This is a genomic window from Actinomycetes bacterium, from assembly GCA_024222295.1.
GTDB lineage: Bacteria > Actinomycetota > Acidimicrobiia > Acidimicrobiales > Microtrichaceae > JAAEPF01.
This window is the reverse complement of record JAAEPF010000024.1, coordinates 198,419-219,089: the sequence shown is the minus strand read 5'-3', so window position 1 is coordinate 219,089 and position 20,671 is coordinate 198,419. Positions and strand designations below refer to the sequence as shown.

Sequence of the window (20,671 nt, the reverse complement as noted above, 5' to 3'; positions counted from 1 at the left end):
CGAAATGGGCTCACCGCTAGCGGAGGACCTGGCCGCCATGGTGGGCGTGTGGCACGACCATCTCGAGGCGTTCGACCCGGATGGCGCGCCCGTCACAGAGGACCTCCACGGTGGAGTTCCCGGACCGTTCCCCTACGACAACCTCGTGTACTTCGACTTCGACGGCTCCACCGTCACGCAGTCGAACGTGACGTTCGGGGGGCGCGAGGCGAAGGTCCGCACGTTCGAGTCCGATCTCGTCGACGGCGTGCTGAGGTTCCGCAAACTGGGACCCGATGCTCCCCAGCACGTGGGTGTGTCCGGCGGCCCCGGGATCATCTGGTTCGTGCCGGAGTCATGGCAGGAGCCCGGCCTCGGCCGCTACAGCGAGCCCGACCACATCCGCCTCGACGGGGACCGTCGCTGGCGCACCACAGTGCTGTACCGCCACGGCCCGCTCGTGCGCACGATGCTCGTCACAGGTGAGCGGCTCACCACCGACACGTCCCGGCGCCACGAGCTCGACCCCCGTGGGCCGGGTGCGCCGGTGCATGAACTGCGGGACGTGACGCCGCACTTCGCGACCGACGAACGAACCAACCAGGAGCAGTGATGGACCGCACCCTTCCCGAGCAGATCGACTTCATCGCTGGTGAGTGGACTCCCGCCACCCGTGACCGCGGCGAAACCATCGAGGACCCCAACACGGGTGAGGTGCTCCAGTCGCAGATGGCGACCGACGACGACGGAATCGAGCGCGCCATCGCCGCATCGGTGGCCGCATACCCGCAGTGGAGTGCCACTGCACCCCAGGCGCGCGCCGAGCTGCTCGACGGTGTGGCCGATGCCCTGGAGCCGCTCGCGAACGAGTGCGCCCGAGTCGAGGCACTCGGCAGCGGCGCCACCATCGGCACCACCTCCATGTTGTCGTTCATCTTCCACGCGGCGTTCCGCCTTGCCGCGGAACAACTGCGCGCCGGGGTGACCGGCTCAACGCTCGAAGGTCCCACCGGACGCGACATCGAGGTGATCCGCCTCGGTTGGGGGCCGGCAGGCTTGCTCGTGCCGTGGAACGCTCCCGCACCGATGGCGGCGCACAAGGCTGCGTCGGCCCTCGCTGCGGGCTGTCCGGTGATCATCAAGCCGCCCGAGCGGGTGCCGCACGGCACCGCCATGCTGGCGAGGGGCGCCGAAGCCGGCGGACTGCCCACGGGCGTCGTGCAGGTCGTACACGGTGGCCCCGAGGTGGGTGGCCGGGTCGTCACCGATGACCGGGTGCGGGCCATCAGCTTCACCGGAGGTGTGGTGGCCGGCCGGGCTATCGCCCATGCCTGCGCCGAGGGCCTCAAGCCGGCACAGCTAGAACTCGGCGGACATGGGCCGCTGGTGATCATGCCGGACGCCGACACAGACGCCGCAGCCGATGGCGCTGTGGCGCTCATGACGACACTCAACGGCCAGTGGTGCCGGGCACTCGGCCGCCTGATCGTGCCGGCTGAACGGGAGGCCGAGATCGTTGACGCCGTGGTTGCACGACTCGAGGGCCTGACCATCGGTGACTCGCTCGATGAGCGCTCGATGATGGGCCCGATCGTGCACTCGGCGCACCACGCGATGCTGGCCGGGCGGGTCGGTGAACTCGTCGCCCGAGGCGGCACTGTGCTTGCGCCTTCCACACTGCCCGGAGGCGACCTGGCGGGCGGCAACTGGATGTCGCCGACGCTGGTGACCGGCGTGGACCCCGAGCACACGCGCAGCGAGATCTTCGGCCCGGTGGCGACGGTTCACGCGTACACAGACACCGCGGATGCGCTGAGGATCGCCAACGACAACCAGTACGGCCTCGAGGCCTACGTGATCGGCACCGACGAGGATGCCGCCATGGACGTCGGCCGCCAGATCCACGCCGGCGGCGTCAAGATAAACGGCACTTCGCCCATGAGCCTGCACCTGATGGCTCCCCGCCCTGCGTGGGGCATCTCCGGGCTGGCCGACGAGGGCACGACCGAGACCATCGAGTTCTTCTGCGGCACCCGTGTCGTGGGAGTCGAGAACGCTTGATCAACAGGCCGAAACGGAGCAGCACCATGAGCGAGACACGAAACGCCGACCGACTTGGATGGCGCAAGAAGTTCGGGGTGATCGTGCCATCCACCAACACGATCGTGGAGCCCGAGTTCCACGCCATGGCGGTGCCGGGTGTGACTCCGCACATGTCGCGCATCCACATCCGGGACATGCACTTCCCCGACGACGAGGGCATGGTCCGCCTGCTGGAGCAGATCCGCGCCGAGATCGGCCACTCGGTGGACCGGGTGATGACCGCCCAGCCCGACTACATGGTGATGGGCATGTCGGCCGAGACGTTCTGGGATGGTGTCGAGGGCAACCGGCAGTTCGTGAAGATGATCAAGGACCGCTCGAACGGTCTCGACGTCGCCACCGGCGCCGAGGGCTGCGAGCGTGCACTCAAGTTGTTCGGCGCGAAGCGCATCGGCGTGATCACCCCGTACCAGCCCATCGGTGACGAGAACGTGGTGAAGTTCTTCACCGACATCGGCTTCGAGGTCGCCTCCATCAAGGGTCTCAAGTGCCCCCACGCGGTGGCGATCGCCGAGGTGACCGAACGTCAGCTGATGGACGCGATCCACGAGGTCAACGCACCCGATGTGGACGCCATCGTGCAGTGCGGCACCAACCTGTGCATGTCCCAGATCGCAGACGAGGCCGAGCGTTGGCTGGACAAGCCGGTGATCGCCATCAACGCCGCCACATGGTGGATGGCGCTGCGCGACAACGGCATCGAGGACAAGGTGCACGGGTTCGGCTCGCTGCTGCGGGAGCACTGACGCCTTAGGGTGGAATCGGGCTTAGACACCCGGGAGCATCGATGAGCGATTGGAGCCCGCGCCCCGGCGCGCAGCAGGCTCCCCACGGCACCAGGCAACGACGCGTGTGGCTCGTCGTCGCGGCTGCGGTGGGCGCGATCGTGATGGTCGGGGCAGGCATCTGGGTTGCCCTGCGCCTTGTAGGCGACAGCGACGACAGCGTCGAGAGCGAGGAGTCGCGCGGGGCGCTCGAGGCCGTGGGCGACAACAACGCCGAGATCGTCGGCTCCGGCCGCCCCGGCGAGGCGGGTACCCGCACCGAGCCCCTGCCGATGGGCACCGAGGTCGATCTGGGCAACGGCTGGCGCGTGACGGTCAACTCCGCGGACCTGCAGGCCGACGCTGCAGTGGCTACCGCCGCCGAATTCAACCCGCCCCCGGCCAACGCCATGCGCTACATCGCGGTCGACGTCACGGCCGCCTTCGACGGCGCGCCCGGCCGCGAAGACGCCGAGGCACCCGCGATTCTCTGGTCGGTTTTCGGCTCCGATGATGCGGAACGGGTGTCGTTCGACAACCTCGCCACGCCGCCGGAGCCCCGCTTCGACATGGTGGGCGAGCTGGAACCAGGCTCCGGGGCATCAGGCAACCTCGTGTTCGAGGTTGGCGCGGGCGAGGACGACCTGGTGTTGGTTGCACGCACTGCGCTCTCGCTCGACGCGAGCGAAGCATGGTTCTCACTCGACCCGTGAGTGGCGAACGGCGCGGCGCGGCATGGCCGTTCCTGAGCGTCGCGGTCGTGGCGTGGGCCGCGGCGTTTCCGGCGATTCGCCGCGCCGTGGAGGTGTTGTCACCCGGTGAACTGGTGATTGGCCGCCTGCTCGTGGCGTCCGCAGCGCTGGCGCTGTTGATGGCACCCCGGCTGCGCCGGCGTGGCATACCCCCGGCGGCAGACCTCGCCAGGCTGTTCGTGGTTGGGATGCTCGGGGTGTCCGGATACCAGTTCCTGCTCAACCTGGGGTCCCAGACGGTGACCGCTTCGACCGCCGCAGTGTTGGTCAACCTCGCTCCCGTCATTGCCGCGTTGCTTGCCCCCGCGCTGCTCGGAGAGCGACTCAGGCGACTGCAGTGGGTTGGCGTTGCGCTGGCTTTCGCGGGATCGCTGGTGGTGGCGACGACCGAGGGCGGCGGCTTCTCCTTTTCCTGGGGCGCTCTCGCGGTGCTCGGCTCGGCGGCGGTGGCTGCGCTGTTCGTGCTCCGCCAGAAACCCCTGCTGGACCGCTACGAGCCGTTGGAGGTGACGGGTTGGGCGACGATCCTGTCCACCGTCCCGTTCGTGGTGTTCCTGCCGTCCTTCGTGTCGACGATGAGCGCCGACGGTGGCACCGTGTGGCCGTACCTGCTGTGGCTGGGAGTGGGATCCTCAACGGTCGGCTACGGATTGTGGGCTGCCGGCCTGGCCCGCTCGGAGGCCACCAAGGCTGCGATGTGGCTGTACCTGATCCCGCCCACCGCGGCGGTCCTCGCCTGGTGGTGGCTCGGTGAGGCGCTGACCGTGACCTTCGTGGCCGGTGCCGCCGTCTCACTGGTCGGGGTGCGACTCGCCACCCGCTCGGCGAAGGCGGTCACCGAGTCCGCCGCGAGCCACCCGGAGCAGGCCTGAGCGCCGGGCACGGAAGACACAGCCGGTGGAAACACTGTTCCGCAGGGCGGTACAGTGTTTCCATGGTCACGCTTCCCCGGATCCCCACGCAGATCGTCGGTTCATGGTGCAAGCCGCACTGGCTCTGTGACCACGACCTCGTCTACGGACCGGAGGGGACCTGGTGGCGGGTGGATGAGGAGCGGCGCGACGAGGCCTTCGACGACGCGGTGCGCCTCGCCGTCACGGACCAGCGCGACGCAGGCCTCAGCTTCCTCTGTGACGGCGAGCAGCGTCGCCAGACGTTCTCGGGCCACTTCTATTCGCTCGGCGGGATCGACAACGAAACCCTCGGCGAGGTGACCGACTTCCGAAACGACATCGGCGAGTTCCTCACGATGAAGGCAAGGGCGCAGGAAGCCGGCGAGCAAGCCCCGCCACCGCCGAAGTTCGAACAGCCCCGCGCCGTCGGTCCCATCACCTGGGACGGCCCGATCCTCGCGGACGCCGCCCGCTTCCTCGTCGCCGAATCCGACCGGCCGACGAAGATGACCGTCATTGGCCCCAACACGCTGGCGCTTCGCCTGGTCGACGAGCACTACGGATCACTGGAGAAGCTCACCCTGGCCGTGGCGGACGCCCTCAACAAGGAGTGCCGTGCGATAGCGGATGCGGGCATCGACCTCGTGCAGATCGACGAGCCGGAGGTGCACTTCCGCCACAGTCAGGTCGAGCCGTTCGCGGCCGAGGCGATCGACCGCTGCCTTGACGGCGTGGACGCGAGCACCGCGGTGCACATGTGCTATGGATACGCGAAGAACATCGCGGAGAAGCGGGCCACCCCCGTGTACGAGCGGGCGGTCGAATTGCTGTCGCAGACCACCGCCGATGCGCTCAGCCTCGAGTACGAGCAACCCGGGCACGGACCGGAGCTGCTGGAGCATGCCGGTGACAAGACAGTGCTGCTGGGGGTGCTCGACCTTGCCACGGACGCAGCCGTCGAGACGCCGGAGCACATCGCGTCGCGCGCCCGCGCAGCCATGGAGGTCAGCGGTCCCGACCGGCTCGGACTCGCTCCCGACTGCGGCATGTGGTTCCTGCCCCGCGACACCGCCCGCGCCAAGATCGCTGCCATGGAACAGGCTGCACAATCACTGCGCGACGAGCTGGGCTGACGGTCAGAGGGTGATCAGGGCACCGGAGCGGCTGATCGCCGCCTGCTCGGTTCCCATGTAGGCCTGCACCACCTCGGGGTGGCGCTGCACGTCGAGGGGTGCACCCTGGGCGATGATGCGGCCCAGCTCGAGCGCGATCATGCGGTCACAGACCGACGACAGCATCGGCAGGTCGTGCTCGATGATCACCATCGTCAGCCCGTAGTTGTTGCGCAGGCCTACCAGCACCGTCGAAAGCTGCTCCACCTCCGACTGGGCGATGCCCGCAGAGGGCTCGTCGAGCAGCAGCAGCTTCGGCTGCATCGCCACCGCACAGGCCAGCTCGCCGAGTCGACGGGTGCCCGTGGGCAGGTTGCCGACCGGAACCTCGGTGAACTCACCGAGGCCGAATGCCTCGATGAGCTCGAGCGCGGCCTGCTCCCGCTCGCGGTCCCTGCCGCCGAGGCCGATCATCGACTCCCTGATCGTCGAGGGCGCGAGGCGCTCGCGAGCCACCATCACCGTGTCGAGCAGACTGAGCGTGGGGAACAGCGTGGCCGACTGGAACGAACGGGCCAGCCCGAGCTCGCTTCGGCGGTTGGGGGTCAGCGAGCTGATGTCGTGGCCGTCGAACACCACAACGCCCTCATCGGGGTGCACGAACCCGGACAACAACTCGAACAGCGTGGTCTTGCCGGCACCGTTGGGACCGATCAGCCCGACGACCTCACCGGGGAAGACCGCGAGTTCGACGCCGTCGACCGCGGGCACCGAGCCATAGCGTTTCACCAATCCACTGGCAGCAAGCACGGGAGGCAGGTGGTACGCCGGCTGCACCTGGGGCCCGGGCTGCAACGGCTGCTCCTGGTACTGCTGGGGCTCCTGGTACTGCGGGGATTGTGCAGGCACCGTGATGATGGATGCCGGATTGAACGGCGGCGGCGTCTGGGGCCCGTGTGCCTCGAGCTCGCCGAGCACGATCGGGGCCTGATCGGGCACCAAGTCGAGCGGGTCGGGCGGTGGGGTGTCACGAGGCACCTCGACAGCACCGAGGAAGGCGGCGATTGCGTCCTGGACCCTCACCCTGATGCGCGTGCCGAAGTGGGCCAACCCGCCGGGAACGGCGAGGATCAGCACGATCCAGCCGAGGTTGAGCAGCGCGAGGCCCCAGATCGGCAGGTCGATCACCCCTGGAATGCCGATGAGGTACAGCGAGCCGAGCAGTGACCCGAACAGCGACCCGAGACCGCCGATGACGGTGACCGCCACGGCGTCGATGGAAGCAGCCACCGAGAAGTCGGCGGCACGCACGGTGGACAGGCCGTGGGCCAGCAGGGCTCCGCCGAGACCGGCCACGGCACCTGAGAGCACGTTGGCCTGCACCGTGACCTTCATCGCGGACACCGACATGGCGCGCGCTGCCTTCTCGTTGTCGCGGACCGCCACGAGCTTGCGGCCGAATGCCCCCACGCGGAGGTTGCGCAGGAGGAACAACACGACCGCCAGACAGATGATCGACACCTGAAGGAAGCTGCCGACTTCCGGAGAGTGCAGGGGACGTCCCGGCACGACTCCGTCAGAGCCCAGCAGCCACTCCTGCTCGAGCAGCCAGTTGGAGGCCACGAGGGCAAAGGCGAGGGTCACGACTCCCAACTGGAGGCCGCGCACCCGAAGCGCCGGAAGGCCGAGCAGGGCGGCCACCACTGCACCCGCGGCCATCGCGGCGACGGGTGACCAGTTCCACTCCCCAACGCGGTCGACGACCACCACCGACACAGCCGCACCCACACCGGCGATTCCGAACTGACCCAGGGTCAGCTGGCCACCCAGGCCGGTGATGAGCGCAATCGAAGCGCCGACCATGGCAAAGGCGACGACTCGGTTCATGACCGCGGCGTCGGAAGGCACGAGCAACGTCGACAGGCCGAGCGCCGCGACCAACAGGACGACGCCCAGGATCAGCGGCGCGAATCGGAACACGGCCATGTCGCGGTAGGCCAGAGGCGGGCGGGAGTCGGCGGCGAGCTGCCCCCAGTTCTGCGTCTCGCCCTCACGGCCGCTACGGCGCTCGGTGGCGAGTGCCGCCAGGATCGCAACCAGCAACACGAGCTCGATCAGCCCGGAGTTCGCGTCGCCCGTGGCGAGCACGGCTTCGACCACACCGATGCCCACACCGCATGCTGCGGCAACGGGGATGTTCCGGAAACGCGCGATGGAAGCGGCTGCGAGGCCACGCACCAGGAGTGACGGTCCAAGCGTCTCGGGAGTGAGCACGTTGCCCTCACCGAGGAACAGGATCGCCGAGAACGCGGCCACGGCACCCGCCAGGCCCCATGAGATCCGGGCCATGCGCTCGGGGCTCACACCGGCCAGAGCGGCGGCGTCGGGGTTGGAAGCGGCGGCGCGGATCCCGATGCCGGCCTTGGAGAACCTCAGGAAGAGGCCGATGCCGACCAGCACGATCGGCGACAGGATCGCGAGCGCGCTCAGCGCAGGCACCACCTGCAGGGCGCCCACGTCGAAGGTCGGAAAGCCGGGTGGTGCCGGGAAGGCATTGGAGAGGCCGACCTCGCTCGCAATCAGCGAGGCCATCAGGATCAGGACCTGGGACAGCCCGAGCGTGGCGATCATCGCCAGTACCCGCGGCGAGTCCGACAGCCTGCGAACCACCACGAACTCGGTGCCGATGCCGATACCGGCCGCCACGCCAAGGCCGACCAGGAAGCCGATCCAGTACGGGAGGCCCAGCTCCTGGACGAACCAGCCCATGATGATCGCGGCGAAGATGCCGATCGCCGAGTGGGCGAAGTTGATGAACCGGCTCGACCGGTATGCGAGCACCAGGCCCACGGCGAGCAGCGCGTAGCCGAGGCCGGTGAGCACTCCGCGGGTGAGGATGGCAGGTGAGACCTCGTAGGCCATCACCGTGCCCGTCAGGCCGGCCGGCGCATTCACTGCACGCCTCCACCGTGGCTGGCGAGCGCGGCAGTGACGCCCTCGAGGTAGACGGAGCGGAGCAGGTCAGGCTGCGAACGGAGCTGCTCGGCGGAGCCGTGATAGACCATCGCGCCCTTCTCCATGCAGTAGGCACGGTGCGCCACGGCCAGCGCCACGTTGACCGACTGCTCGACCATCAGCACAGCCGATCCCCGCTCGTTGATCCGGCGGATCACGGGCAGGAGCTCACCCACGACGATCGGGGCGAGCCCGAGTGAGAACTCATCTATGACCAGCAGGTCCGGGTGCACGATCAGCGCCTTGGCGAGCGCCAGCATCTGCTTCTCACCACCCGAGAGGGTGGAGGCCATCTGCGAGCGTCGCTCCTCGAGGCGAGGGAACACCGCCGCCACTTCCTGCATGCGCTCGGCGACCGGTGCGCCGCGTTCGAGGCTGGATGCCCACAGCTTCAGGTGTTCACCCACTGTGAGGCCGTCGGCGATCGACTCACCACCGACGATCTGGCAGATGCCCTCGCCGATGCGACGGAAGCAGGGTGTGTCGCCGAGTGGCACCGAGTTGAGCAGGACCTCTCCACCCCAGCTGGGTTCCAGTCCGGAGAGCACGCGCAACAGGGTGGTCTTGCCGGCGCCGTTGGCACCGAGCAGGGCGACCACCTCACCTCGTTGGATGTGCATGTCGACACCGAACAGGACCTGCACGTCGCCGTATCCGGCCGTCACACCCCTGCATTCGAGCACCGGCGGGAATCCGCTGAGCATGATCACCTGCTCCTCTTGCTGTCGTCGAAGCCTCATTCGAATTCCCGGGGCTCGCCGACGAGTTCGAGTTCGCCGGTGCCCGGGTTCATGACCCAGCTCTGGTAACCGGCGGCGCCTGCGACGACGCCGTCGAACAAGGTGGAGTAGTTCTGCCCGGAGCTCCAGGTGTCGCCCAGGTCCAAGGCCCCCTGGTACAGGTTGGCGGCGTTCATCGGTGTGCCCGAGTCCATGCCGGCCTGCTCCGCGGCGGCCGCCAGGAACAGCAGCCCGTCGCAGTAGAACTGGCCGTTGCGAGCGTTCTCGCGCCCGCCCGGCTCGATGCCGGCATCGATGAGCACCTGGGCACACTTGGCCTCTTCGTCGTTGGCCGGGGAGGCCAGCTGCGACTCGACGAAGTCCCACGACGGCGACGCCGACAGGCCGACCGCGTCCGCCATCTCCTCGGGGTAGTTGATGTTGTTGAAGTCGACGTTGTCGTACGAGGTGAGAACGAGCCGCGGCGCGAAGTCCTGCTTGGTGGCGAAGTCGAGGAAGAACGACAGCAGGCGGGAGCCGCCGAGCGTGATCAGCCGGTCGACGCCCGCGGCCTTGTAGGCGATGATCGCCTGCTCGTAGCCGGCGCGGGTGTTGGCCGAGTCCTTCAGATCGATCCACCGCACCGCTACCGCCGGCGTGCCGGCTTCATCGAGCATCGGGCCGAGCTGGTCTTCGTAGATCGCGCGGTTGGCCTCGGAGTCGACGCCGATGACCCCCACGGTGCCGCCATCGAGGAAGCCTGTCTCCTCGAACACGCCGCCAAGGCCGCGGATGATGTCTTCGTAGGTCGCGAAGTTGGGGGCCATGTAGTAGGGCGCCAGGTCGCGCATCGTCTGCTCGGGCAACGGGTAGAGAGTGTGCTCCAGCATCACGGTGTCGTTGGCCGCGAAGCACGGCCGCAGGTTCTCCTGGAACATGCCCCACATCATCACGGCGAACACTTCGTCGTCCTGGGTGAACTCGTTGCACAGCTTCTCTTCTGACTCGGCGGTGTCGAAGAGCGCCTCGAAGGTGCGCACCACGGGTTCGACCTGGCGGCCACCGATCCCCCCGTTGGCGTTGATCCACTCCACGAGCGCGGCGATCTGGGCTTCCTGGTCACCCTGGTCCGGGAACTCGATCTTCAGCGCCGCCTCGAGCGACGCGCTGTCGAGGATGGTGAAGCCGATCTTCACCGTGTCGGCGGTGACTCCGGGGCCTGGCTCATCGCTTCCCTCGAACTCGGCCGCTGCAGCACCGCTGGTGGTGGATCCACTGCAGGCGGAAGCCAGGAGGGCAACCGCCAGCAGGCCGGCGACAGCCAGGTGGCGTCGGCCATGACGAAAACGTCGCTTGGCTTGTTCCCCCACGGTCACCACTCGTTCTCCTCCGCCAGTGCCACCGGCAAACCCCACCGGCGCTACGCCTGTTCCGCTGAGCGAAACGCCGTTACAGAACACGATCTTACGTGTGCTCCGCAGTGCGGGGCAATGCCGTGATGCCCCGGCCGCTGGGGGATCGTGCCGCACCCGGCACAATCGTCGCCATGGCACGCGAGCAGCGAGTCAACTCCCGGTTTGCCGATGAGCCCGGCGGTGGCGAGTCCCCGATGATCCGTGGCATTCAGCCGGCGCCGGGCCCCTTGCCGCGCGCACTGACGGCCAGCGGGGAGCCGTCGAGAAGCGCCAGCGGGCCGACCGAGTCGTCACCCAGCAAGTGCCGGCGCAGGAACGCCTCCACCACGTCCGCGTACAGCCTTCTCGCAGCTTCGGGGTCCGTCGACGGCTCGGCGTCGAGGAAGCCCCGGGCGCTCGTGGGGTCGGCCGGTGAGCAAACGAGCAGGTGGTTGGACCCAGCCAGCACGACCTCGTAGCCGGTCGATCCCCGGCGGATGCCCTCGGCGAAGGTCCGGTCGACCGGTGAGTGGTCCTCGGCACCGACCTCGCGCCCATAGCGGTCAGACGATGCGTTGATCACGCCGTCCTCCGCGCCGGCGACCACGAGGGCGGGCACCGGTCCAACCGGGAGCACCGCCCCCTCCGGGTGACCCAGCACCGCGACCGGCATCGTGTGGCTGCCGTAGCTGAACACAGACGCCACGCCCGGGAACCACTGCGGGTCCGCGTTCTCCAGCGCCACCGTGCCGCCAGCGGAATGGCCACCCAGGGCGACGTGGCCGAGGTCGAGCATTCCGGCGAGCGGTCCATCCGTGTTGATCGACTCCAGGCCAGCCAGGATCGGTCCGAGTGCCGTGGCCGATGGCCGCGTGCCGAAATTGCCCGGCCCGAGAGCGGCCAGGTCGATGCCCGGCGACAGGCCGACCTGACCCGGCATCAGCTCGCCGACATGGTCGTAGGTGACGGCTGCGAACCCGCGGCGGACCAGTTCGACAGCCAACCAGCGGTAGGAGTCGGCCCCGACGTTGACGGCCGGGAGCATGACCACGACCGGCAACGGCGCGCCCGTTCGGTCCGGCGGGATCTCGCCGGTCAGCCGCTCGGAGTCCGAGCCGGTGGGCGCGGCCGGATAGAACAACCGCGCATGGGCGGTGTCGTGCGGCGCCGCCGCAAGATCCACCCTCACCGAGAAGTGCGCCGAGCGCACGATCGCCGCGTCCATGTGTGTAGCGTGCTGTGCCAGTGGGTCCCGACGCCAACCGGAACGACCGGTTTCCGCACGTACTGCTGGCAACCGCACGGCAGGCCTGGGAGCTCGATGAGGATGCCCAGGCGCTCACGCAGGCTCTCGAGGCAGCCGGGATCCCCTCCGCGCCAGCGGTCTGGGACGACCCGGAGGTCGACTGGTCGGCCTCCGAGCTCGTGGTGGTGCGCTCGACATGGGACTACGCGCGCCGGCGTGACCAGTTCCTGCAGTGGGCCTCGTCAGTGGATGCTTCGACCCAGCTCGCCAACCCCTATCCGCTCATCGAGTGGAACACCGACAAGCGCTACCTCCACGACCTCGCCGAAGCCGGATTGCCGGTCGTCGCCACCAGCTTCGCCAGCCGTGGGGACCCTCCCGACCTGACGTCAACACTGATAGAGAGCCTCGCCGATGGCGGTGAGTTCGTGGTCAAGCCGTCTGTGTCCGCCGGGTCGAAGGACACCGGTCGCTTCGACTCCTCCAACGCGACCGACGCGCTGCACCTGGCTCGCCGCATCATCGACGAAGGCCGCACGGCGATGTTCCAGCCCTACCTCGGATCGGTCGACCATGTGGGCGAGACAGGGCTGGTCTTCTTCGAGGGACGGTTCTCGCACGCCTTCCGCAAGGCCGCCTTGTTGGCCCCCGGTGGTGAGGCCGACCACGGCCTGTTCGCCCTGGAGCGGATTGACCCTGCCATCGCGACACGCGACCAACTCGAACTGGCGCGGCAAGTCGTGCAGTGGTCGACCGGTCGGTTCTCCACCGAGCCCCTCTATGCCCGGGTCGACCTGCTGGAGGCCGACGGCGGAGCCCCGGTCCTGCTCGAGCTGGAGCTCACCGAGCCGTCGTGGTTCCTCGGCACCGACCCCGAGTCGCCCGCGCGGGCAGCTGCAGCGATCGGCTCACGACTCGGGCGAACCGCCGGCGCCTGACGAGCCGACGCCCGACCCCTCACTGGCGCGCCGTCTGTTGACCAGGAATACGGCGACACCGCCGGCCGCTGCGCCTGCGAGCACGTACCAGAACCAGGTGGCAGGTGCGGTCGCGTCCTCGCCAGAGCTCTCGGGACTCGTGGTGTCCTCGCCCGCCGGCTCCGTAGTGTTCGGCTCGCCGCCGGCTTGGCCAGCGCCCACAACGGATGTCGGCACCAAGACTGCCACCAGGCACACGACCAGGATCATGATGGCCGCCGCTAGCCTGAACCCTGCTGGGCGCAGCTCGTCATCCGCTCGAGGCATGGGCCCACAGTACGGACTGCTGAACCCCGATCGGAGGACAATGGCGTCGGACCTGCCCGCAGGGCACAAGCACAGGGTGGTCGTCGTCGGCGCCGGCTTCGGCGGGCTCGAGGCCACCAAGGCCCTGGCGGACACGCCGGTCGACGTGACGGTGGTCGACTCGCGCAACCACCACACCTTCCAGCCACTGCTCTACCAGGTGGCCACCGCCGGGCTCGACAGCGACGACATCTGCTTTCCCGTGCGCGGGATCTTCTCCGGCCAGAGCAACGCCCGGGTACGCCTGGACAGGGTGGCCGGGATCGACCTCGACCACCGCGTCGTCCAGCTCGCCGACGGTGGCGACCTCACCTATGACAGCCTCGTTCTGGCCGCAGGCGCCGTTACCGACAGCTTCGGGATCCCCGGCGTCGAGGAACACGCCTTCGGCCTGAAGTCGCTGCGTGATGCACTTGACCTGCGGTCCCACGTGCTCACCTGCTTCGAGCGGGCGGATGCGGATCCCACCCACTTGGATGACGGCACCCTCACCATCGTGGTGGGCGGAGGTGGCCCGACCGGAGTCGAGATGGCCGGTGGCCTCTCGGAACTCCTCAACGGAGTGCTGCGCAAGGACTACCCCGGCCTCGACCTCCGCTCCGCGCGGATCGTGCTCGTGGAGATGGGCGACAGGCTGCTGGCGCCCTTCAGCGAGGAGTTGTCGTCCAACGCCCGCGACACCCTCGAGGCGCGGGGCGTCGAGGTGATGCTGCAGACAGCGGTGTCACGGGTGGCCGAGGACCGTGTGGAGCTGGCCGACGGCTCCACGATCCCGACCGGCACGATGATCTGGACCGCCGGCGTGCGCGCCAACCCCCTGAGTGAGGCCTTGGGCGTCGAGCTCACCAAGGCCGGAAGGGTGGTGGTGAACGACGACCTCACCGTGCCCGACCATCCGGAGGTGTTCGTGGTCGGCGACATGGCGGCCTCGACGAATCGCCACGGCGACCCGTTGCCTCAGGTAGCGCCGGTGGCGATCCAGGGTGCGCGCTTCTCTGCCGGCGTGATCCGCAACCGGCTTCGGGGCGAGCCGACCGGTGCGTTCGAGTACTCCGACAAAGGCTCAATGGCCACCATCGGACGCAACGACGCGGTGGTGGAGCTTCCCGGAGGCATCCGGTTCCGGGGCCGGATCGGCTGGGTAGCCTGGCTGGTGCTGCACCTGTTCATGCTGATCGGCTTCCGCAACCGGCTGAACGTGATGGTCAACTGGGCGTGGAACTACATCACCTGGGACCGTGGGAGCCGCATCATCTCCGAGGAAGTGCCGCCGGAGCGCCGCGCCTAGTCTGACGGGCCGTCAGGTCAATCAACGGCGAAGGTCGAACCAGGAAGGGCAGGCGGCCCATGAGTGAAGAAGAACGACAGGAGCCGAGCGTCGAGGAGCTCGTCAACTACGAAGTCGACGACGGCATTGCCCGCATCACGATCAATGCGCCCGGACAGGGCAACTCGCTGAACGCCGCCATGCGCGACCGCATCACAGACCGAATCGAGTGGGCATCAGCCGACCTCGCAGTGCGTTGTGTGGTCCTGGGCGCGGCCGGCGAGCGGCACTTCTGCACCGGCGCCAACCTCGGCGGCGCGCAGAACCCGACACCGCCCAAGCCCGAGGGGGCACCGGATCGGGTGATGGGCGAGGCAGCGCGCATGATCCGTCGCGGCTGGCAGCGTCTCGTCGCCTCGATCCTCGACTGCGAGAAGCCGGTGGTGGCCGCAGTCAACGGCACGGCCGCCGGCGGCGGCGCGCAACTAGTGCTCGCCGCTGACCTCGTGGTGATGGCCGACTCGGCCAAGCTGGTCGAGGTATTCACCCGGCGCGGCATCCTGCCCGACGCCGGGGGCGCGTACCTGCTGCCCAAGCTGGTCGGACCGCACATCGCCAAGGAGATGATGTTCCTGGCCGAGGACGTGCCCGCCGGGCGGTGTGGCGAGCTCGGCATCGCCAACAAGGTGGTGCCGGCCGACGAGCTCAGGGCGGAGGTCGACGAGCTGGCGGGCAGGCTGGCTGCGATGCCGACCAAGGCCCTGGCCCTCACCAAGGGAATGATCAACCGCAGCTTCGAGTCTGGCCGGCACACGGCGTTCGAGGAAGAGGCGGCTGCGCAGGACTGGCTCACTGCCAGCGGCGACTTCGCCGAAGGCATGCAGGCCTTCCGCGAGCGGCGCTCTCCCGAGTTCAGGGGCTGGTGAGCGCTGTGGGCGATTTCGAGTACACGTCGACCGAGATGATCTCGGTCGACGTCGCGGACGACGGGGTGGCCACGGTGACCCTCGACCGACCTGAGGTGCTCAACGCGTTCAACGCACAGATGGTCGAGGAACTGCACTCCACCTGGCGTCGGTTCCGCCTCGACGATGACGTGAGGGTCGTGGTGCTCACCGCCACCGGTGACCGCGCCTTCTGCACCGGCATCGACCGCAGCGAGCAGATCGACGACGGCGGCGGTGGCGCCCGGTCCGCCTCTGACCACGAAGACGACCGGATCGCAGGATTCGGCTCGACACCGTTTCACTTCGACGACCCGGGTGAGCGGCTCGGACCCAAGACCTCCGACCTGTGGAAGCCGGTGATCGCGGCTGTCAACGGCATGGCCTGTGGCGGTGCGTTCTACATGCTGGGTGAGTGCGATGTGCTGTTCGCCGCCGAGCACGCCACGTTCTTCGATCCGCATGTCACCTATGGGATGACCGCCACGTTCGAGCCGCTGCACATGCTGCACAAGATGCCCTTCGGCGAACTCGTGCGCATGTCGCTGGCCGGCACACATGAGCGGATCTCGGCACCGACCGCGCAATCGATGGGCATGGTCAGCGAAGTGGTCGATGGCAACGAGCTGCTGGACGCGGCCTCGGCCTACGCCTCGATCGTGGCAAGCGCTCCGCCGCTGGCCGTGCAGGGCACCCTGAGGTCGCTCTGGGCGGGCCTCGAGGGCACCCGAAGCCAGGCACTGGCCCAGGGCTGGGCGCTCATCGCCCTCGGCACCGACGACGATTCCCTCGCCGAGGGCCAGGCGGCCTTCTCCAGCGGCAAGCGGATCGAGCCGCGGATCCGCTGACGCGCACTTGTCTCACCCGACCACCGTCGATCAGACTCCCCTCGAGTAGCGACACCGAGGAAGGGTTGTGCTGCGATGGTGGGAAAGAGATGGACGGCCGCGCTCGTGGCGTGCTGCCTGGCCGGCGCCGGGGCGTGCAGCGGGGCCGGCGACGTCGAGGCCGTGCAACCGGTGCCGGAGTCACGGCCCGGCGAGGAAGCGTCGCCAAGGCGTGTGGACAGCCGGGCCGGCCCCGCACCCACGACCACCCAGCCGGATGGGCGGAGACGGGCCGTGCGCACCGAGCTCGACGACCTGTTCGCCCGCTATGACATCGCTGTCGCCGCGATCGCAGCCGACGCGGGCGCACTCCAGGACCCGGACAACCCGGCTGTTGCCAGATGGCACGCAGTGACGGTCGCCGGCTCGGAGCTGGACACCTACGTTCGCTCGCACCTCGGCACCGAATACCACGACAACCGGCGCTGGATGGCCCCCGACGACGCAGGTGTCGTACGGCGCGTCGCGGTGCTCGACATCGAAGACCTCGGCGACGGGAGGGTCCGATTCGAACACTGCGTGTACTCGCCGTTCCACTGGGTCGACGTGGATACCGGCGAGAAGCTCGATGACGTGCCGTTCACCAACAACGGTCATGGCGAAGCCATTCGCACAGACGATGGCCGGCTGCGCGTGAGCGACCTCGTGGAATCCGTGGAGGACGAGCGGCCCTTGGGCGCTGGTGTCGGCGACCCATGCCCGGCACAGGTCACACAGGCGCTGAAGCGTGAGGCCGAAACGTTGGAGGACGGCCCATGAACCGCCGCGTCGCAGCGATGGCCCTCGTAGCCGCGCTCGGTTTCTCGACTCTCCTGCTGGCACCACCCGCCGCCGCGGGCGGCATCGGCGCAGGAGCGAAGGCCGACGGCGACCGGATCATCTCGTCGATCATCGCGGCCGGCTCCGGTCGGCGCTCGGCAGGAGGCGGAGCAAAGCCTCCCGATTGTCTGTGGCACACGCTGACCGACACCCAGGTCATATTCCTGATCCACGTTCTCGCATCGCGCCCGAGCCTGCTGGCCAGCGAGTTCCAGGATGTGATCAGGCAGTTCGCCAACCGCGACGTGGTGAGGGCGTGGCCGACCACCACGACCACCACGACCACCACGGCCACCACGACCACCACGGCCACCACGACAGAGCCGCGGCCGACGACGTCCACCCCGACCGCGACGGTCCCGGCGAGCACCACCACCTCCTCCACGACGACCACGCTGGCACCGCGAACGCACTTCACGGTGTGGTCGCTCAAGGTGCGAATCTGCGGTGGTGCCGCCGACGCGATGAAGTCGACCAGCCACACCGAGGCGGTCAACTGGTCCGACGGTGACGAGACCGCCCTCATCTCGCGTGCGACCCGCATCGACCACCTCGGCGCGCCCAGGATCCACACCACTCCTCCCCTCCAGGACGGCAGGGCGGTCATAGACGCCCTAATCGGCGAACCGCTGTTCGCCTGGGTGCGCGACGTCGGTGAGGTCACCGCAACCCTGCACTTCGGTGGCCGCACGGTGACCGTGCGGGCGCAGCCCCGGCGAGTCACCCTGTACGGCGGTGAGCCGGGCGACACCGAGACGGTCGAGTGCTCCGGGCTCGGCGCCAGCTACCACGACCTGGCGAGAGCCGATCAGGAGAACTCGGACCGGGCAGCCAGCCCGATGGCGTTGGCAGGGCGGCCCGACGCCTGCGCGATCGTGTTCGGGAAGCTCAACGACGCGTCGCGGGGCGATCGCCCGGACTGGCTCGGCTACGCGCGCGTCGACTGGTCGGGGCAGTACACGGTCACCGAGAGCTCCTCGGGCATCCAGATCGGTGGTGGGCCACTGGTCGACCTGTTCACCACCAGCCCGCTGAGCGTGGCCGTGCACGGCATCGAGGCAGCCATCGAGCGCCCCCGCTGAGCCATCCCCGGCGGTGTGCCCCTACTCGAAGCCCCGGCCCCAATCGCGCAGGAAGTCGACCATGCCAGTAGGAGCATCCGGTGCCGGCTCGCCGGGCTGGTAGCTCACATGGTGGAGCCTGCCGGTGAACCGAAAGGCTCCATGACGCTGATACACGTCCCAACAAACCGGTGAGCGACGGTCGAGTCCGACGTCGATTCCCTCGAACGGCGCCATGGCCATGAGGAGCCGCAGCCCATCGACGCGAGCGACCTCATCGCCGTCGATTCGCAGCACGAAGTTCCAGCAGTCATCCCCGGGTGCCTCTATGGAGAGGCCGAGCTCGTGCTCGCCCGGAGGCACAACCGGACCACGAACCTCGCTCTCGAGGCCGTAGCCGTTGTGTGCGGCAACCAGCTCGCCGGTGTCGTCGATGTAGAGCGAGTAGCCCCCTCCCTGGTCACCGTGTGCCAACAGGATCCCCAGGTCGCCCTCGCCGATCGTGACAGAGGCCGTGATCTCCACGTTGCGCCAGAGGATGAGGCGCTGGGACCGCCATCGTTCGAGAGTGGCCTCACCGGGGTACAGGACCACGGGCTCCTCGAACACGTCGTTCCAGGGAGGGCGGATCAGGAACTTGTAGCCCGTGCCTTCGTCGAGCGGGAACACCTGGTTGTCCCACGCCGATGCATCCCAGAGTTCACGCAGTTCCTCGACCAGCCCGGGGTGCTCCGCGGCGAGGTCGTTGACCTGGGTGGGGTCGGCATCGACGTCGAACAGCTCCCAGCGGTCCTCGCCGAACGGCGTGCGGATCCTGTGTCGAGCCACGGCCTCCCATTGCCCGCGCCGGTACCCCCGGTTGCCCTCGCATTCCATCATCACGTCACCCTCATGACCGCCGGCAGACGCGTCGGTGAGGGTGGGGATCATCGAATTGCCGATGGTGGTGAGGGCCGGTGCGCCGTTCCACTCGGCCGGCCGATCCACCCCGGCCACCTCGAGCATCGAGGGAAACAGGTCGGTCACGTGCACGTACTGGTCTCGCAGCTCACCGCCGCTGATGCCCGCACCCGGCCACGACGCGATGAAAGGCACCGAGTGGCCTCCTCGGTGGGTGTTGATCTTGTAGAGCCGAAACGGCGTGTTCGACACCATGGCCCACCCCCGCGGGTAGTGGGGCAGGTTGGTCGGCCCTCCGACCTCGTCGATGCGGGCCAGGTCCTCCTCGAAGGGCTCCTCGCGCCCGACCCGATCGAAGTGAAGCGTGCGGAAGTAGGCGGTCGTTCCGATGGCCTCGCCCTCGCGTGACCCGCCGTTGTCGGAGGTGAAGATGAACAGCGTGTTGTCCCACTCCCCCATCTCCTCGAGCGCGCAACGGAGGCGCCCCACGTTGTCGTCCATGTTGGTCAGCAGACCCGCGTAGGTTTCCATGTACCGGGCGTACAGCCGCCTCTGGTCGTCGTCGAGGTCGTCCCATGCCGGTACCTCGTCGCCTTCCTCGTCGTTGCGGGAGGGAAGCACGGTGTCGGGTTCCACCAGACCCAGAGCCTTCTGGCGTTCGAACCTGGCTTCGCGGATCGCGTCCCAGCCCGCGTCGTAGTTGCCCCTGTGGGCCTCGATGTCCTCCGCCCGAGCCTGGATGGGCGCGTGCATCGCGGCCTGCGAGAAGTACAGGAAGAACGGCTTGTCCGGCTTGGACCCCTTCGTCTCACGGATCATCGAGATGGCACGGTCGGTGAAGTCGTCGGTGACGAAGTAGTCCTCGGGATACGTGTCGGTGCGCACCGCGTGGTTGTCCTCTATCAGGCGGTGCGGGTGGTGGAAGTTGGTGAACGCGTCGAGGAACCCGTAGTAGCGGTCGAACCCCTTCTGGCACGGCCACGACGACCGGTCAGCAGCGTCGTTCTGCTCTGAGTCCTTGGTGAGGTGCCACTTGCCGACCATCAGTGTCTGGTAGCCGTCGGCGCGCAGCAGCTCGGCGACCGTGGGGGCCTGGTCGGTGAGTGTCATGGAGTAGCCAGGGAAGCCGGGATCCGAATGGGCGACGTGGCCGATCCCCGCACGGTGTGGTTCGAGCCCGGTCAGCAATGCTGCCCGGGTGGGCGAGCACATGGGATAGGCGTGGAAGTCGGTGTACCGAAGGCCGCCGGCGGCAAGGGCATCGAGGTTGGGAGTTCGGATCTCTGAGCCGTAGCAACCCAGGTCGGAATAGCCGAGATCGTCGGCCAGCATCACCACGATGTTGGGTGCGCCCTGACGAGCGGTGGGGCGTGGTGGCCACCAGGGCTCCGATGTGGCGTAGACCCGGCCGACCGGCCCGGGATGGCCGGCATACGGGGCGGTCGGGTCCGACGGGTCCGGTGGGAGTCGCGGCGGCTCGCTCATGGCGGGCGACGTTACAGCCCGGACAAGGCCGCGATGCGGCCAAGATGG

Annotated in this window: 17 protein-coding genes and 1 pseudogene; 12 read left to right on the top strand and 6 right to left on the bottom strand. The window is 68.4% G+C overall.

Features of this window, described 5'->3' with window-relative positions; genetic code table 11:
* Positions 1–4: 4 nt before the first annotated feature.
* The 6 genes from GY812_08865 (at position 5) to GY812_08840 (ending at position 5,624) form a co-directional block, all read left to right on the top strand.
* Positions 5–592: a hypothetical protein gene (locus tag GY812_08865; GenBank protein ID MCP4435588.1), complete on the top strand. Its 588-nt coding sequence runs from the start codon at positions 5–7 to the stop codon at positions 590–592.
* A complete protein-coding gene (locus GY812_08860) occupies positions 592–2,040 on the top strand; it encodes an aldehyde dehydrogenase (protein ID MCP4435587.1) in 1,449 nt (482 codons plus the stop codon). Before GY812_08865 ends, GY812_08860 begins: the two co-directional genes overlap by 1 nt.
* Before the next feature lie 26 nt (positions 2,041–2,066).
* Positions 2,067–2,828: an arylmalonate decarboxylase gene (locus tag GY812_08855; protein MCP4435586.1), complete on the top strand. Its 762-nt coding sequence runs from the start codon at positions 2,067–2,069 to the stop codon at positions 2,826–2,828.
* Positions 2,829–2,869: 41 nt separating this feature from the next.
* Entirely contained in the window at positions 2,870–3,559 is a 690-nt protein-coding gene (locus GY812_08850; protein ID MCP4435585.1) for a hypothetical protein, read from the top strand.
* Positions 3,538–4,470, top strand: a complete 933-nt coding sequence (locus tag GY812_08845) for a DMT family transporter (protein MCP4435584.1) — start codon at positions 3,538–3,540, stop codon at positions 4,468–4,470. The genes GY812_08850 and GY812_08845 overlap by 22 nt, the downstream gene beginning before the upstream one ends.
* A gap of 62 nt (positions 4,471–4,532) precedes the next feature.
* A complete protein-coding gene (locus tag GY812_08840) occupies positions 4,533–5,624 on the top strand; it encodes a hypothetical protein (protein MCP4435583.1) in 1,092 nt (363 codons plus the stop codon).
* Positions 5,625–5,627: 3 nt separating this feature from the next.
* Here the strand turns inward: GY812_08840 and GY812_08835 are convergent, their stop codons facing one another.
* The 4 genes and pseudogenes from GY812_08835 to GY812_08820 form a co-directional block, all read right to left on the bottom strand.
* Positions 5,628–8,558, bottom strand: coding sequence for an ATP-binding cassette domain-containing protein (locus GY812_08835; protein MCP4435582.1), 2,931 nt, complete (start codon positions 8,556–8,558; stop codon positions 5,628–5,630).
* Complete coding sequence (locus GY812_08830; protein ID MCP4435581.1) at positions 8,555–9,358, bottom strand: ABC transporter ATP-binding protein; 804 nt, start codon at positions 9,356–9,358, stop codon at positions 8,555–8,557. Before GY812_08830 ends, GY812_08835 begins: the two co-directional genes overlap by 4 nt.
* Positions 9,355–10,707: an ABC transporter substrate-binding protein gene (locus tag GY812_08825; protein ID MCP4435580.1), complete on the bottom strand. Its 1,353-nt coding sequence runs from the start codon at positions 10,705–10,707 to the stop codon at positions 9,355–9,357. The genes GY812_08830 and GY812_08825 overlap by 4 nt, the downstream gene beginning before the upstream one ends.
* 334 nt (positions 10,708–11,041) lie before the next feature.
* Positions 11,042–11,956: pseudogene (locus GY812_08820) on the bottom strand (alpha/beta hydrolase).
* Positions 11,957–11,976: 20 nt separating this feature from the next.
* On the opposite strand from GY812_08820, the gene GY812_08815 reads away from it, so the two are divergent.
* Positions 11,977–12,915, top strand: coding sequence for a hypothetical protein (locus GY812_08815; protein MCP4435579.1), 939 nt, complete (start codon positions 11,977–11,979; stop codon positions 12,913–12,915).
* On the opposite strand, the gene GY812_08810 is transcribed toward GY812_08815, so the two are convergent.
* The gene (locus tag GY812_08810; protein MCP4435578.1) at positions 12,886–13,221 is read right to left on the bottom strand and encodes a hypothetical protein; all 336 of its coding nucleotides are present in this window, start codon (positions 13,219–13,221) and stop codon (positions 12,886–12,888) included. The two genes, GY812_08815 and GY812_08810, sit on opposite strands and share 30 nt — an antisense overlap.
* A gap of 40 nt (positions 13,222–13,261) precedes the next feature.
* Between GY812_08810 and GY812_08805 the strand changes: the two genes are divergently transcribed.
* The 5 genes from GY812_08805 (at position 13,262) to GY812_08785 (ending at position 18,259) form a co-directional block, all read left to right on the top strand.
* On the top strand, positions 13,262–14,548 hold the full coding sequence (locus GY812_08805; GenBank protein ID MCP4435577.1) for an NAD(P)/FAD-dependent oxidoreductase: 1,287 nt from the start codon (positions 13,262–13,264) through the stop codon (positions 14,546–14,548).
* 59 nt (positions 14,549–14,607) lie between these two features.
* Positions 14,608–15,453, top strand: coding sequence for a hypothetical protein (locus GY812_08800; GenBank protein MCP4435576.1), 846 nt, complete (start codon positions 14,608–14,610; stop codon positions 15,451–15,453).
* 35 nt (positions 15,454–15,488) lie between these two features.
* Positions 15,489–16,319, top strand: coding sequence for an enoyl-CoA hydratase/isomerase family protein (locus GY812_08795; protein ID MCP4435575.1), 831 nt, complete (start codon positions 15,489–15,491; stop codon positions 16,317–16,319).
* Between the two features lie 75 nt (positions 16,320–16,394).
* Positions 16,395–17,117 carry a hypothetical protein gene (locus GY812_08790; GenBank protein ID MCP4435574.1) on the top strand — a complete coding sequence of 241 codons (723 nt, stop codon included), beginning with the start codon at positions 16,395–16,397 and terminating at the stop codon, positions 17,115–17,117.
* Positions 17,114–18,259, top strand: coding sequence for a hypothetical protein (locus tag GY812_08785; protein ID MCP4435573.1), 1,146 nt, complete (start codon positions 17,114–17,116; stop codon positions 18,257–18,259). The genes GY812_08790 and GY812_08785 overlap by 4 nt, the downstream gene beginning before the upstream one ends.
* 21 nt (positions 18,260–18,280) lie before the next feature.
* Here the strand turns inward: GY812_08785 and GY812_08780 are convergent, their stop codons facing one another.
* On the bottom strand, positions 18,281–20,623 hold the full coding sequence (locus GY812_08780; protein MCP4435572.1) for an arylsulfatase: 2,343 nt from the start codon (positions 20,621–20,623) through the stop codon (positions 18,281–18,283).
* Positions 20,624–20,671 lie beyond the last annotated feature (48 nt).